Source organism: Paraburkholderia caffeinilytica (assembly GCF_046030355.1).
Classification (GTDB): Bacteria; Pseudomonadota; Gammaproteobacteria; order Burkholderiales; family Burkholderiaceae; genus Paraburkholderia; species Paraburkholderia caffeinilytica_B.
The window spans coordinates 390663-404235 of sequence record NZ_JAQQCQ010000003.1 but is presented as its reverse complement, the minus strand read 5'-3'; the positions used below and the strand labels follow the sequence as shown (position 1 = coordinate 404235).

The 13573-nt window shown below is 62.3% G+C and carries 14 protein-coding genes; all 14 read left to right on the top strand.

Going from position 1 to position 13573, the window contains the following annotated elements:
- Positions 1 to 13 precede the first annotated feature (13 nt).
- Positions 14 to 682: an amino acid ABC transporter permease gene (locus PQQ95_RS06535; RefSeq protein WP_408435945.1), complete on the top strand. Its 669-nt coding sequence runs from the start codon at positions 14 to 16 to the stop codon at positions 680 to 682.
- The gene (locus PQQ95_RS06530) at positions 679 to 1455 is read left to right on the top strand and encodes an amino acid ABC transporter ATP-binding protein (protein ID WP_408435944.1); all 777 of its coding nucleotides are present in this window, start codon (positions 679 to 681) and stop codon (positions 1453 to 1455) included. The genes PQQ95_RS06535 and PQQ95_RS06530 overlap by 4 nt, the downstream gene beginning before the upstream one ends.
- Complete coding sequence (locus PQQ95_RS06525; protein WP_408435942.1) at positions 1452 to 2534, top strand: formimidoylglutamase; 1083 nt, start codon at positions 1452 to 1454, stop codon at positions 2532 to 2534. Before PQQ95_RS06530 ends, PQQ95_RS06525 begins: the two co-directional genes overlap by 4 nt.
- Before the next feature lie 207 nt (positions 2535 to 2741).
- Entirely contained in the window at positions 2742 to 3164 is a 423-nt protein-coding gene (locus PQQ95_RS06520) for a MarR family winged helix-turn-helix transcriptional regulator (RefSeq protein ID WP_408435941.1), read from the top strand.
- A gap of 80 nt (positions 3165 to 3244) precedes the next feature.
- Positions 3245 to 3667 (top strand): MarR family winged helix-turn-helix transcriptional regulator, encoded by a 423-nt coding sequence (locus tag PQQ95_RS06515; RefSeq protein ID WP_408435939.1) that lies wholly within the window; start codon positions 3245 to 3247, stop codon positions 3665 to 3667.
- Between the two features lie 88 nt (positions 3668 to 3755).
- On the top strand, positions 3756 to 4856 hold the full coding sequence (locus PQQ95_RS06510) for an HlyD family secretion protein (protein ID WP_408435937.1): 1101 nt from the start codon (positions 3756 to 3758) through the stop codon (positions 4854 to 4856).
- Between the two features lie 7 nt (positions 4857 to 4863).
- On the top strand, positions 4864 to 6444 hold the full coding sequence (locus tag PQQ95_RS06505; RefSeq protein WP_408435936.1) for a DHA2 family efflux MFS transporter permease subunit: 1581 nt from the start codon (positions 4864 to 4866) through the stop codon (positions 6442 to 6444).
- 10 nt (positions 6445 to 6454) lie between these two features.
- Positions 6455 to 7885 carry an efflux transporter outer membrane subunit gene (locus tag PQQ95_RS06500; protein WP_408435935.1) on the top strand — a complete coding sequence of 477 codons (1431 nt, stop codon included), beginning with the start codon at positions 6455 to 6457 and terminating at the stop codon, positions 7883 to 7885.
- A 47-nt stretch (positions 7886 to 7932) separates the two neighbouring features.
- Positions 7933 to 9117: a thiolase family protein gene (locus PQQ95_RS06495; protein WP_408435933.1), complete on the top strand. Its 1185-nt coding sequence runs from the start codon at positions 7933 to 7935 to the stop codon at positions 9115 to 9117.
- A gap of 193 nt (positions 9118 to 9310) precedes the next feature.
- Entirely contained in the window at positions 9311 to 10588 is a 1278-nt protein-coding gene (locus tag PQQ95_RS06490) for a NupC/NupG family nucleoside CNT transporter (protein ID WP_408435931.1), read from the top strand.
- Positions 10589 to 10603: 15 nt separating this feature from the next.
- Entirely contained in the window at positions 10604 to 10993 is a 390-nt protein-coding gene (locus PQQ95_RS06485; protein ID WP_408435929.1) for a cytidine deaminase, read from the top strand.
- On the top strand, positions 10990 to 11955 hold the full coding sequence (locus tag PQQ95_RS06480) for a nucleoside hydrolase (protein ID WP_408435927.1): 966 nt from the start codon (positions 10990 to 10992) through the stop codon (positions 11953 to 11955). The genes PQQ95_RS06485 and PQQ95_RS06480 overlap by 4 nt, the downstream gene beginning before the upstream one ends.
- Positions 11956 to 12244: 289 nt before the next feature.
- On the top strand, positions 12245 to 13180 hold the full coding sequence (gene panE, locus PQQ95_RS06475; protein WP_408435925.1) for a 2-dehydropantoate 2-reductase: 936 nt from the start codon (positions 12245 to 12247) through the stop codon (positions 13178 to 13180).
- A gap of 61 nt (positions 13181 to 13241) precedes the next feature.
- On the top strand, positions 13242 to 13541 hold the full coding sequence (locus PQQ95_RS06470) for a hypothetical protein (RefSeq protein WP_408435923.1): 300 nt from the start codon (positions 13242 to 13244) through the stop codon (positions 13539 to 13541).
- Positions 13542 to 13573: the final 32 nt, after the last annotated feature.

The following is a 13573-nucleotide window of genomic DNA, read 5'->3' as shown; positions in this document are numbered from 1 at the left end:
CTGGGCAGACATAATGGAACTCGATTTTTCGCCGGTAATTGCCGGCTGGCCGGACATCATGCATGGCGCACTGGTGACGGTCGAAGTGACCGCCGCGGCACTCGCGCTGAGCTGCGTGCTGGGCCTGTTGATCGGCATCGGCCGGCTTACGCCGAAGCGGCGCATCGTGTACGGCTTCTGTACCGCGTACCTGACGTTCTTCCGCGGCACGCCGTTGCTCGTGCAACTTTTCCTGCTGTTTTTCGGCTTGCCGCAATTCGGCATTCTATTGCCGGCTTTCGTGTGCGGGATGCTTGGGCTCGGCCTGTATTCGGCAGCCTATGTATCGGAGATCGTGCGCGGTGCGATTCAGTCGGTGGAACGCGGGCAGATGGAAGCGGCGCGTTCGATCGGCATGTCGTCGGGTCAGGCAATGCGCGCAATCATTCTGCCGCAGGCGATTGTGCGAATGATCCCGCCGCTCGGCAATGAGTTCATCGCGCTGATCAAGAACTCGGCGCTGGTGTCGCTGCTGACGATCGACGATCTGATGCACGAAGGCCAGAAGATCATCAGCGTGTCGTACCGTTCGCTCGAAGTGTATCTGGCCATCGCGCTGGTGTATCTGGTATTGACGCAGGTAACGAATTACGCGCTGCATCGTGTGGAGCGCCGCTTGCGTGCAGGAGGGATGGTGCAATGAATACCGTAGCCAAAGTAGAGGAACCTATCGTCAGCATTCGCGGGCTGACCAAATCGTTCGGCTCGCATACCGTGCTGAACGGCATCGACTTCGATATTCAGCCGCAGCAGGTGGTGGTCGTGATCGGGCCGAGCGGCTCGGGCAAGAGTACTTTCCTGCGTTGCTGCAACGGGCTTGAACAGGCAGAGGGCGGCACGATCGATATCTGTGGGCATCGGCTGGTCGATCATGGAGCGATGCTCAAGGAGCGTTCGCTGAATGCGCTGCGCACCGAAGTGGGCATGGTGTTTCAGTCGTTCAATCTGTTTCCGCACCTGTCCGTGCTGCATAACATCACGGTTGGTCCGCGGATGTTGCGTGGCGCCAGCAAGGCCGAAGCCGAAGCAACTGCAATGGCGTTGCTGGAAAAAGTCGGGCTTGCTCACAAAGCGCATGGGATGCCGGCGAGTTTGTCGGGCGGTCAGAAGCAGCGTGTTGCCATCGCTCGCGCATTGGCGATGCAGCCACGCGTGATGTTGTTCGACGAACCCACGTCCGCGCTCGACCCTGAACTGGTCGGCGAAGTGCTGCAAGTGATGAAGCTGCTTGCGAGCGAGGGCATGACGATGGTCGTCGTCACGCACGAAATGGGGTTCGCGAAGGAGGTCGCCGATGTGGTGGTGGTGATGGACGGCGGCGTGATCGTCGAGGCGGGGCCACCTGCTGAGATTTTCTCGGCGCCTTCGCAGCCACGCACACGGGCCTTTTTGCAGGCGGTGTTGTCGCGCGCATGAGAGTTCCATTCGATGACAAGGTGTGGAGCGGCCGTTCCGATGAAGGTGAGCCCGGCGACACGCGGCGTATTTTCAATCAGGTCGCGCCGTTCGGCGGCGCGGCACGGCATGAGGATGTTTTTCGTGGTGCGCCGTGCATGGGAAGCGATACGCCGGTGATCGTCGGCTTTGGCTCCGATGAAGGGGTGCGGCGCAATCAGGGGCGCGTTGGCGCGGCTCACGCGCCGAAGGAGTTGCGTCGAGCGCTGGCCGGTTTACCGGCGAAAGCATCGATGGCGGCGCTCGCCGATGCGGGTGATGTGGTGTGCGACGACGGTGACCTCGAAGGCGCGCAGGCGGAACTCGCGAATGTAGTGAGCGAGGTGCTCGCGAGCGGCGGGCGGCCGTTGGTGTTCGGCGGCGGCCATGAGGTCGCGTGGGGGACGTATAGCGGTTTTCGTTTGCATCAGGATCGCGTGGATGAGGCAGCGAGCCGAGGTGCTGAGGCCGCGGCCACTTCGGTAACGCCAGTGGCTGCGGATGCGCAAGCAAGTGCGGGTGCGAGTTCGGCAGTCATGTCGGCAACTGCAACCCGCCAACTACTCATCATCAACTTCGACGCCCACTTCGATCTGCGCCAGAAACGGCCGGCCAATTCGGGCACGCCGTTCGATCAGATCGCGAACGACTGCGCCGAGCGGGGTGTGCCATTCAACTACGCCTGCTTTGGTATCAGTGATCTGGGCAACACCGCTTCACTGTTCGCGCATGCAGAACGACTTGGCGTGCGTTACGTGCTCGACGTTGACATGCAGGAGCCGCAATTGCCGCAGCGTCTGGATGACCTGCAGCAATTGCTGGATTCAGCAGACGACGTCTACCTGACCATCGATCTCGACGTGCTCCCGGCCGCTACCGCGCCGGGTGTGTCGGCGCCTGCCGCGTTGGGCGTGCCCTTGTCGGTGGTCGAAGCGATGGTGCAGCGCGTGCGTGCCTCGGGCAAACTGCGCGTGGCGGATATTGCGGAGTACAACCCGTCGCTCGACCAGGATAAGCGCACGGCGAGGGCTGCGGCACGATTGGCGTACCGGCTGCTTTAACACGGGCTGATCGCACAGGGCAGGGCAGTGCACTGCCCCAAACAGAACGGCTCACCGGATTGCTCCGGCGAGCCGTTTTCCATTTCGGGCGCGCGTAGTTACCGCGCGAACGCCCCAAGCGACAGGAGCGAAATCACTTTTTGGGAAATATTCATCGTACAAAAAGGAAACTTGACAGTGTGCGTATGCACTCATACACTGCCCAACATGAACCGTCCTCTCTCTTACGACGAATGCAATTGTTTCGCGCTGCGCCAGGCGGCGCGGCACGTCACGCAGATCTACGAGCGCCATCTCGGCCAGGTCGGGCTAACGGCTGCGCAGTTCACGATTCTCGCCAAGCTCGCGCGCACGCCGAACCTGCCGATAATGGAGCTCGCGGATTCCATGGTCATGGAGCGCACCACGCTGGTCCGCGCCATGAAGCCGCTACAGCGCGACGGGTTGGTGGTCTCCGAATCGGCGGAGCATGACGGCCGCACCTTTCTGTTCAGCCTGACGGAGAAGGGCGAAACGACCTTCGATCAAGCGGCCATTGCATGGCGCGCCGCGCAAGACGAGTTCGAAGAAAAGTTCGGCCACGCGCGCGCCAAGGCGCTGCGCGCCGAGCTTTTCAACATCACGGGATAGATGAGACCTACGAGCTCGTTTCGACGAGCGTTGGTATGCCTGATTATGTGCATACGCACTCACGAAAAGGAAGCGCAGCGATGGAAGGTCTTTTAGACGACGACTGCTTTGCGATCCGCCAGGCCGCACGTTATGTGTCGCAGCTTTACGACCGCCACCTGGAGAATGTCGGCCTCACCATTACGCAGTTTTCGCTGATGGGGCGCCTGAAACGCGTGGGTCCGATGACCATGAAGCAACTGGCGGAAGCCATGCGCATGCAGCGCACCACGCTGGTCCGCACGATCCAGCCGCTGCGGCGCAACGGTTTAGTGTCGAGCGAGACACTCGGGGCCGACGCTCGGGCGTTCTCGATTGCGCTGACGGCGGCCGGCGACGAGCGTTTGCAGGAAGCGCGCAAGCATTGGTATGCGGCGCAAGCCGAATTCGAAAATCGCTTTGGCGAGCAGCGCGCAGCGGCATTGCGTTCCGAGTTATTAGCGATCACCAGCGATCCTGTTTGAATCAGGCCCGTGCGAAGCGGGCCACGCCCGGCGCAATATAACGCGCCGTTTTTTTAGCTCAACGAGTGCATACGCACATACGAACATCATGTCCACTACACCCTCGACTATTGCACCGCCCAGCGTGGCAAACGCCGCCAAGCCGGCACGGCGCATTCCGTGGATGCTGCTCGCGGTCATCACGGTGCTCGCCGTGCTGGCGCTTGCGGTGTCGTATTGGTTCTTTGTCGGCCGCTTTGTCGAAACGACGGACGATGCCTATGTCGGCGGCGATGTGACCGTGATGTCGCCGAAAGTGAACGGCTTCGTCACGGACGTGCTGGTACGCGACAACCAGTTCGTCCATGCGAATCAGGTGCTGATCCGGCTCGATGCGCGCGACTACGACGCGCGCCTCGCGCAGGCCAGCGCGGAAGTCGAGAGTGCACAGGCCGCCGTCACCGAGTTGCAGGCGAAGAAGTCCTTGCAGCTTGCCACCATCAACGAGCAGGCCGCCGAGGTTCGCGCGTCCGGCGCCGAGTTGACGCGCAGCGCCGCCGATCAGACGCGCTATCGCGAACTGGTGAAGGACGATGCGGTATCGAGCCAGGTCGTGGAACGCGCGGACGCCGATCTGACCAAGGCGCATGCCGCGGTCGACCGCAGCAGCGCGGCCTTGATCGCGGCGCAACGGCAGATCGCCGTGCTCGACGCCCAGATCGGCGACGCCCAGGCTCGCATCGCCACCGCCCAGGCGGCGCAGCGCGTCGCGGCATTGAACGTGGAATACACCACGATCCGCTCGCCGATTGACGGTTACGTCGGCAATCGCACCGCGCGGGTCGGGCTGCTGGCGAACACGGGTGTGTCGCTGCTGACCGTGGTCCCCTCGAGTGGCCTGTGGATCGACGCCAACTTCAAGGAAGACCAGTTGAAGGAGATGCATGTCGGCGATGGCGTCGACGTCGATCTCGATGCATCGAGCAAGCGGATTCACGGCGTGGTTGAGAGTCTCGCGCCTGCGACCGGCGCGACCTTCAGCGTGCTGCCGGCGGAGAACGCCACCGGCAACTTTACGAAGATCGTGCAGCGGGTGCCGGTGCGGGTGCGCCTCGATGTGCCGAAGGACATGCAAGACGCGCTGCGCCCCGGGCTTTCCGCGACGGTGAAGGTGCATGTCGGCGCCCGCAACGCGCCGGAGCAGGGATAAATCGATCATGGCTCAAGCCCCTGCTTATTTCGCCAATCCCGCCGACCAGCCGACGCGCACCAAGTTCTTCGCGTTCGCATTGATGTGCCTCGGGTTTTTCATGGCGACGCTCGATATCCAGATCGTTGCATCCTCGCTCAAAGACATCGGCGGTGGTTTGTCCGCGAGTCAGGACGAGCTCTCGTGGGTCCAGACGTCCTATCTGATCGCCGAAATCCTCGTCATTCCGATGTCGGGCTGGCTTACGCGGGTGTTCTCCACACGTTGGCTGTTTGCGTTTTCCGCGCTCGGCTTCACGATCACCAGCATGCTGTGCGGTCTCGCATGGGACATCAACTCGATGATCCTGTTTCGCGGTTTGCAAGGTGCGCTCGGCGCGGCGATGATTCCGACCGTTTTCACCACAGCGTTCGTGCTGTTTCCCGGCAAACAAAGGCTGATTGCATCTACTACCATTGGTGCGCTGGCCACGCTCGCGCCGACTATCGGCCCGGTGATTGGCGGCTGGATCACGTCGCAATGGTCATGGCATTGGCTGTTTTATCTGAACCTTGTGCCGGGCATCGCCGTTACGCTGCTGGTGCCGAAATATGTCCACATCGACAAAGCCGATCTTTCCTTGCTGAAAAAAGGCGATTATCTCGGCATCCTGCTGATGTCCGGTTTTCTCGGCTGCCTCGAGTATGTACTGGAAGAGGGCCCACGCAAGAACTGGTTCGGCGACGACGTGATCGTGCTGTGCACGTGGGTGTCGGCGATCTGCGGTTTCCTGTTCCTCGTGCATGCGTTTACCGCGAAAGAACCGATCGTCGATTTGCGCGCATTGGCGATTCGTAACTTCGGCATCGGCAGTCTGCTGTCGTTCATTACCGGGATCGGGATTTTCTGCACGGTGTTTTTGACGCCGGTGTTTCTCTCACGCGTGCGTGGCTTCGATTCGCTGCAGACCGGCTTGGCGTTGCTGTCGGTCGGCTGCTTTCAGTTGCTTGCGCTGGTGGCGTATTCGACGCTGGCCCGTGTCATCGATATGCGCTGGCTGATGGTGTTCGGCCTCGTTCTGTTCGGTGTCGGATGCTATCTCTACGTGCCGTTGACCAGTCAGTGGGGCTGGAAGGAACTGCTGATACCGCAGGCGTTGCGCGGCATCGGCCAGCAGTTCTGCATTCCGCCCATCGTCACGATGGCGCTCGGCTCCTTGCCGCCTTCGCGTCTGCGCTCCGCGAGCGGGTTGTTCAATCTGATGCGCAATCTCGGCGGCGCGATTGGCATTGCCGTGAGCAGCACCATGCTCAACGATCGTTTGAATCTTCATTACGAGCGGCTCGACGAGCATTTGAGCGCGGGCCGGCCAGTGGTCGAGTCGATTTTGCAGCAGCAAAGCGCGCACTTCGCGGCGGTCGGCGGCGATGCGCTGAATGCGGCCAATGCAGGTCTCGGCGAGTTGCATGCGTTGCTGATGCGCGAAGCCCTCGTGCTCACGTTCTCCGACACCTTCTTTGTGCTGTCGCTCTGTTTTGTCGTCGGTTTGCTGAGCGTGCTGTTCTCGCGCCCGTTCGGCAATACCGCGCCGCCGCCCGATGCTCATTGAGGAATTCAGCATGAAATCAATCGTTATTAACGTACTGGCGGGCGCAGCGCTGCTGACGCTCGCGGCATGCGCGGTGCAACCAGAGCCGCATGCGGATCTGCCGCATACGGTTCAAACCGTCGCGCCGACCGCGTGGAATGTCGATGCCCCGCAAGACAGCGTAAGCGCCGATACGTGGTGGGCGCAGTTCGGCGACCCTGTGATGCATCAACTGGTGGAATCGGTACTGACGGGCAATCTCGACGTGCAGGCTGCGGTGGAGCGCGTCAAGCAGGCGCAGGATCTCGCGACGCAAAATCGCGCGGCATTGCTGCCGGAGCTGAACGCCAGCGCGACCGCGTCCGACTCTCGCCAGAACACACCGCCACCGCTCGGCTATGTGCGTCAGGCCGGAATCGGCCTGACGGCGAGCTGGACGCCGGACGTCTTCGGCGGCGAACGTCTTGCTGTGCTGGCCGCCGAAGCGCAAGTGTCAGGTCGGCAGGCGGCCTTGAATCAGCTGCGGCTGGCACTCGCGGCGAACGCCGCGGCGGCGTATATCGATCTACGCTGGGCCCAATCGCAATTGCAGATTCTTGGCGATAACGAACAGATTCGCGCGCGCGCCCTGAAACTCACGCAGGAGCGCTTGCATTACGGACTATCGACACAACTCGACGTCGCACGCGCACAGAACCAGTTGGAGGATTTGCAAGCGCAGATCCCGCGCATGCAGTCGGCCGTGCAGCATCAACTGAGTCTGATCGCGGTGTATTCGGGACGTACGCCGGAGAGCGTCGATAGTCTGCTGCTCGCTAACGCACGCGACATTCCGGTGCCTGCGCAAAGCGTGCCGCAGATGCTGCCGTCCGACGCGTTGCTGCAGCGGCCCGACGTGCGCAACGCTTACGCCACGGTCGAACAACGCGCGGCGGAGGTGGGTGTGTCCAAAGCGCAGCGCTATCCGCAGTTCAGGCTCAATCTCGCCGATGGCTTGCTGGCGTCGTCGTATCTTGGCTTGCCGACGCTGACCGACAACCTCTTCAGCGCCGCACTGAATGCAACCAGTCCGATCTTCAACGCCGGCCGCATCACCGCGAACATCGACGCGAGCGAGAGCCGGATGCGCGAGTCGCAACTCGGCCTGCAGCAAACCATGCTGCAGGCGCTCAAGGAAATCGAGGACAACCGCAGCGATCTGGTGAACGGCGCGGTGCAGGTGCAACGCCTGGGCGGCGCGCTCGATGCGTCGAATCATGCGTTGCGTCTGTCGAGCGAACTGTACAAGGGCGGTGCGACGGATTTTCTCGACGTGCTCGCCGCGCAGGAAGCGTATCTGCGTGACGCGGAATCGCTGAATCAGGCCAAACGCGAGCATGCGCTCGCAGCCGTCGCGCTGTACCGCTCGCTCGGCGGCGGCTGGGATGTGCCCGGCACGGTCACGGCGGCATCGGCGAATTGATGGGCGTGACGGGGTGGCGAAAGCAGTAGTCCAACTGGAGAGGAACGATGAGTACGCGAGAAGTAGTGATCTGCAATCCGGTGAGAACGCCGATCGGCGCATTCGGCGGATCGCTGAAAGATGTACCCGCAACCGAACTCGGCGCCGTCGCGGTGCGGGAGACGCTGCGGCGCAGCGGCCTCGATCCGGCCGCGCTGGCCTCGGTGGTGATGGGCAACGTGATTCAGGCCGGCAATAAGATGAACCCGGCGCGTCAGGCATCGATTGGCGCCGGCGTGCCGGTGGCCGTGCCGGCGTTGACGGTCAATCGTGTGTGCGGTTCCGGCGCGCAGGCGATTGCGTCCGCAGCCCAGGAAATCTGGCTTGGCCTCGGCGATGCGGCCGTGGCCGGCGGCATGGAAAACATGGACCGCGCGCCGTATCTGCTCGACGGCGGCCGCTGGGGGTACCGGATGGGCAACGCGCAAATCCACGACAGCCTGCTGCGCGACGGCCTGAACGACGCGTTTTCCGGCGAGCATTCCGGCTGGCATACGGAGGACCTCGTCACGCAGTTCGATCTCACACGCGAAACGCAGGACCGTTGGGCCGCGCGTTCGCAACAACGTTTTGCCGCAGCGCAGGCGCGCGGCGATTTCGACGCCGAACGGGTCGCCGTCGAGATTCAGGGGCGCAAAGGTCCGCAGCAGGTTACGAGCGATGAACAGTCGCGTCCGGACACCACCGTCGAAACGCTCGCCAGATTGCGTCCGGCATTCCGCCCGGACGGCACGATTACCGCAGGCAACGCGCCGGGATTGAACAGCGGTGCAGCCGCCATGCTGGTCGCTGAACGTGGATTTGCCGAGGCGCGCGGTATTGAGCCGTTTGCGCGGCTGGTGGCGTACGGTGTCGCGGCCGTCGAGCCAGGCATGTTCGGTCTGGGTCCGGTGCCGGCGGTGCAGATGGCGCTGGCTCGCGCAGGGTGGCAACTCGAGGACGTCGAACGCTTCGAGATCAATGAAGCATTCGCCGCCGTGCCGCTCGCGGTGGCGCGCAGACTCGGCATTGCGGAGGAGTTGATCAACGTGCAAGGCGGGGCAATCGCGCACGGGCATCCGATCGGCGCGACCGGTGCGGTATTGACGACGCGCCTGTTGCATTCGATGCGCCGCGACGGCCTGAAACGCGGCGTCGTGACGTTGTGCATCGGTGGCGGGCAGGGGATTGCGCTGGCGTTGGAAGTGATCTGAGATCGGCTGCTGCGGCGCGTTGCGGTGCGCGGAACCGCTAACGTGCCGCAGCCATATCAATGCCGGTTAGATGCGGCGTGCATCAATCGCGCTATGCTGCCTGGCAAATGGTCGTCGCTCTCTATCTAAAGTTTTTCCTCCAGCGCGAGTTTCGATTAGCATCATTGCCACTTTCACAAGAACATCAAGAGACATGGCACTGATCGCTCGAAACATCCTCGGTATGGCCGTACTGTTGCTCATCGCTTTCATCTTTTCGACTAACCGGCGTGCCATCCGCTTACGGACTGTAATTGCGGCGCTGCTCGCGCAGATCGGCATCGGCGCCTTCATTCTCTTCGTACCGATCGGCAAGACGGTCCTTGCGGCGGCTGCATCCGGCGTCAATCACGTACTCGGCTATGGCAACGCGGGCATCGAGTTCCTGTTCGGCGGCCTCGTGCAAGCAAAGATGTTCCAGGTCTTCGGCGACGGCGGCTTCGTTTTCGCCGTGCGCGTGCTGCCGGCCATCATCTTTGTGACCGCGTTGATCTCCGTGCTGTACTACATCGGCGTGATGCGCTGGATCGTGATCGTGCTCGGGACGATATTCCAGAAGTTGCTCGGCGTATCGAAGCTCGAATCTTTCTCGGCCGTTACCACGATTTTCCTCGGGCAAAGCGAAATGCCGGCCGTGGTCAAACCGTTCACGCGCGACATGACCGGCGCCGAACTGTTTGCGGTGATGTCGAGCGGCATGGCGGCGGTTGCCGGTTCGGTGCTGGCGGGCTATGCGGGCCTCGGTGTGCGGGTTGAATATCTGCTGGCCGCATCGTTTATGGCGGTGCCGGGCGGCTTGCTGTTCGCCAAGATCATTCACCCGACCACGGAACCGAGCCGCGTCCACCTCGAGCACCTGAGCTTCGACGAAAAGCGCCCCGCCAATGTGATTGAAGCCGCGAGTTCCGGCGCGACAGTGGGTCTGAAAATCGCCGTGATGGTCGGTGCGATGCTGATCGCATTCGTTGGCCTGATCGCGTTGCTCAACGGCATTGTGGGCGGCATAGGCGGCTGGTTCGGCCATCCGCAACTGTCGATGCAGTCGGTGCTCGGCACGGTCTTCGCTCCGCTCGCGTATCTGATCGGTGTGCCCTGGAACGAGGCTGCAATCGCCGGCAATTTTCTTGGCCAGAAGATCATTCTGAATGAATTCGTCGCCTATGCGTCGCTGTCGCCGTATCTGAAAGATGCTGCGAGCGTGAGCGCGGCCGGTTTGCAGGCGCTCGATCCGCGTACCCTTGCTATCCTGTCGTTTGCGTTGTGCGGCTTTGCGAACTTTGCGTCGATCGCGGTGCTGACGGGCGGTTTTAGCGCCGTCGCGCCCGAACGCCGCGCCGAAGTCGCGCGCTATGGCCTGCGTGTCGTGCTCGCCGCGACGCTTTCCAACCTGATGAGCGCTACGATTGCGGGCATGTTCCTGACGCTGAATTGAAATGAGGATGGTTGCATGAACATGGAACAACTGCTGGAACGCGCGGGTGTCGCGCGAGAAAAGGCCTATGCGCCTTATTCGAAGTTCAAGGTCGGCGCCGCGCTGCTGACCAAAGACGGCACGGTATTCGACGGCTGCAACGTCGAGAATGCCTCGTACGGGTTGTGCAATTGTGCTGAACGTACGGCGTTTTTCAGCGCGATTGCCGCGGGCTATCAGCGCGACCAGTTCGCCGCACTTGCTGTGATCGGCGATACGGATGGACCGATCGCACCGTGCGGCGCGTGCCGTCAGGTAATCATCGAACTGGGTGGTCCGGAATTGCCGATCCGCCTTGGCAATCTGCATGGCGTCACTCGCGATACCACTGCGCGTGAGCAATTGCCGGACGCGTTCTATCTATGAGTAAGCACAAGGTTATCTACGACACCGATCCCGGCGTGGACGATGCAATGGCGCTCGTTTTTCAGGCGCTGCATCCGGATATCGAATTGCTCGGTCTGACGAGCGTATTCGGCAATGCCACGATCGGGACCACCACGCGCAATGCGCGTTTCCTGGCCGGACGGTTCGCGCCGGGCGTGCCGGTGGCGCAGGGCGCCGCTGCACCGCTCACGCGTGCCGCGCCCGAGCCGCTTGCCTGGATTCACGGTGACAACGGTTTTGGCAACATCGCGATCGAGGCTGGTGTTGAAGCCACGCTCGATGCACGCCCCGCGCACCGCTTCATCATCGACACAGTGCGCGCGTATCCGGGCGAAGTCACGTTGATCGCCGTCGGCCCGCTGACGAACCTGGCATTGGCGCTGGCCGACGATCCGCAGATCGCTTCGCTCGTCAAGCAGGTGGTCATCATGGGCGGCGCGTTCGGCACGGACGGCGTGCTCGGCAACGTGACCCCCGCCGCCGAAGCGAACATTCTCGGCGACCCCGATGCCGCCGATAGGGTGCTCGGCGCGCGGTGGCCGGTTGCGGTCGTTGGACTCGACGTCACGCAGCGCACCATCATGAGCGAGGATTATCTGGCGCTGCTCCGCGAGCGTGGCGGCGTAGCGGGGCAGTTCGTGTGGGACGTGTCGCGGCATTACCAGGCGTTTCACGAGCAAAGCGCGCAACTCAAGGGTATTTACGTGCACGATTCGTCGGCGGTCGCCTATGTGCTTGCGCCGCATCTTTATACGACCCGTCGTGGCCCCGTGCGCGTGCTGACGGATGGCATCGCCGTGGGCCAGGCTATCCAGAAGCCTTCTACGATGCCGGTGCCCGCGCCGGACTGGGACAGCCGGCCCGAGTGCGCAGTCTGTCTGGGCGTGGATGTGCCCGGGATGCTCGCGCTTTACGAACGGACCCTCTGCGGCACGCTGTAAGACGGTCTTGCATGGCAGCGGCCGCTTGATCGGTGAAGCCCCTCCGAGCGCTTCCTTTCAGGCGGCCCGATGGCGTAGCGGACGGCTGGCGGCGCGGCGATTGATCTGAAGTAAGAAGCAACGCGGAAACAGCAGCGCCGCGATGCATTGCAGCAAACCGGCCCGCCATTGTGACTGATGCGTATCGTCAATCTTTGCTACATTTCTGCAGACGTGCTGCGCACGCGGTTCTTGAAGTCTTCGCTGATCGACCCGGCGCGTGTGACCCAAATCTATCAAGAGGCAAAAGATGCGAATTCTAGTCGTAGGGGCGGGCGCCGTGGGCGGCTATTTCGGCGGACGTCTCGCAGCGGCGGGACAGGACGTGACCTTCCTCGTGCGCCCCGGCCGCGCGGAAAAACTCGCGCGTGACGGTCTCGTCATCAACAGCGCGCGCGGCAATGTCGCCTTGCACGACGTCAAGACGATACTCGCCGGTGTCGGCGCGGAGCCGTTCGATCTCGTGCTGCTCAGTTGCAAAGCCTACAGTCTCGACGACGCGATCGATTCGTTTGCGCCGCTGGTCGGCGAATCCACGCTGATTCTGCCGCTGCTCAATGGCATGCGCCATATTGACGTGCTCAAGGAAAAGTTCGGTGCATCACGCGTACTCGGCGGCCAATGCGTGATCGCGGCGACGCTCAACCCCGAGCAGCACATCGTCCACCTGAACGAAATGCACGCGATTACGTTCGGCGAACTGGACGGCGGCACGTCCGGGCGCGTTCAGGCGATTGCGGACGCGATGGCCGGCGCGAATTTCGATGCGGTGGTCAGCGACAATATCCTGCTGCGCATGTGGGAAAAGTGGGTGTTCCTGGCCACACTCGCGGCCAGTACGTGCTTGATGCGCGGTTCGGTCGGCGATATTCTGGCTGCGCCGGACGGCAAGCGCATTATCGAAAACATGCTCGGCGAGTGCCGTGGCGTAGCGGAGCACAACGGGTTCACGATGGGCCAGGATTTCGACGCTCGCGCGACCCAAACGCTTTTTACGCCGTCGCCGCTCACGGCTTCGATGTTGCGCGACGTCGAAAACCACTCGCATACCGAGGCGGATCACATTCTCGGCGATCTGATCTCGCGCGGCGGCGATGCGCAGAAGGGCGAGCACGGCTTGTCGCTGCTGCGTATCGCCTATAGTCATCTGAAGACGTATGAAGCGAGGCAGACCCGTACGTCCTGAATGACCGGAACGCGCGCGATGGGGACGGCCACAGCAGCCTGAAACGATCGGAGGTGAAGCAATGCCGAGTCCAACCGGATCCGTACCCGCGCTGAGTGCCGCCTCGGCGACGATCTTCTCGATCGGCATTGTTTTTCTCGGCTACTGGGGCTTGTACGATCAGACGAAGTGGCGCGTGTCGGACGTCTTTGTCTTCGTGTTTGCGATGATCGGCTTCGGCTGCCTCGGGCTCGTGCCGTGGATGGCGACGAGCCCGGTCGAGCCGGAAACCAGCGATTCCCGCATCCGTATTGCGCGGCACATGCTTCTTGCCGGCGTACTGTCGATCTGGCTAGGCGTGGCGATTTCGGTGATTTTCTGATTAACGTTCGATCTGCCTGTTCCAGCGCGTGT

Coding starts and splice junctions, on each gene's coding strand:
- PQQ95_RS06535 (WP_408435945.1), top strand. CDS start 14: ATGGAACTCGATTTTTCGCCGGTAATTGCCGGCTGGCCGGACATCATG.
- PQQ95_RS06530 (WP_408435944.1), top strand. CDS start 679: ATGAATACCGTAGCCAAAGTAGAGGAACCTATCGTCAGCATTCGCGGG.
- PQQ95_RS06525 (WP_408435942.1), top strand. CDS start 1,452: ATGAGAGTTCCATTCGATGACAAGGTGTGGAGCGGCCGTTCCGATGAA.
- PQQ95_RS06520 (WP_408435941.1), top strand. CDS start 2,742: ATGAACCGTCCTCTCTCTTACGACGAATGCAATTGTTTCGCGCTGCGC.
- PQQ95_RS06515 (WP_408435939.1), top strand. CDS start 3,245: ATGGAAGGTCTTTTAGACGACGACTGCTTTGCGATCCGCCAGGCCGCA.
- PQQ95_RS06510 (WP_408435937.1), top strand. CDS start 3,756: ATGTCCACTACACCCTCGACTATTGCACCGCCCAGCGTGGCAAACGCC.
- PQQ95_RS06505 (WP_408435936.1), top strand. CDS start 4,864: ATGGCTCAAGCCCCTGCTTATTTCGCCAATCCCGCCGACCAGCCGACG.
- PQQ95_RS06500 (WP_408435935.1), top strand. CDS start 6,455: ATGAAATCAATCGTTATTAACGTACTGGCGGGCGCAGCGCTGCTGACG.
- PQQ95_RS06495 (WP_408435933.1), top strand. CDS start 7,933: ATGAGTACGCGAGAAGTAGTGATCTGCAATCCGGTGAGAACGCCGATC.
- PQQ95_RS06490 (WP_408435931.1), top strand. CDS start 9,311: ATGGCACTGATCGCTCGAAACATCCTCGGTATGGCCGTACTGTTGCTC.
- PQQ95_RS06485 (WP_408435929.1), top strand. CDS start 10,604: ATGAACATGGAACAACTGCTGGAACGCGCGGGTGTCGCGCGAGAAAAG.
- PQQ95_RS06480 (WP_408435927.1), top strand. CDS start 10,990: ATGAGTAAGCACAAGGTTATCTACGACACCGATCCCGGCGTGGACGAT.
- panE (WP_408435925.1), top strand. CDS start 12,245: ATGCGAATTCTAGTCGTAGGGGCGGGCGCCGTGGGCGGCTATTTCGGC.
- PQQ95_RS06470 (WP_408435923.1), top strand. CDS start 13,242: ATGCCGAGTCCAACCGGATCCGTACCCGCGCTGAGTGCCGCCTCGGCG.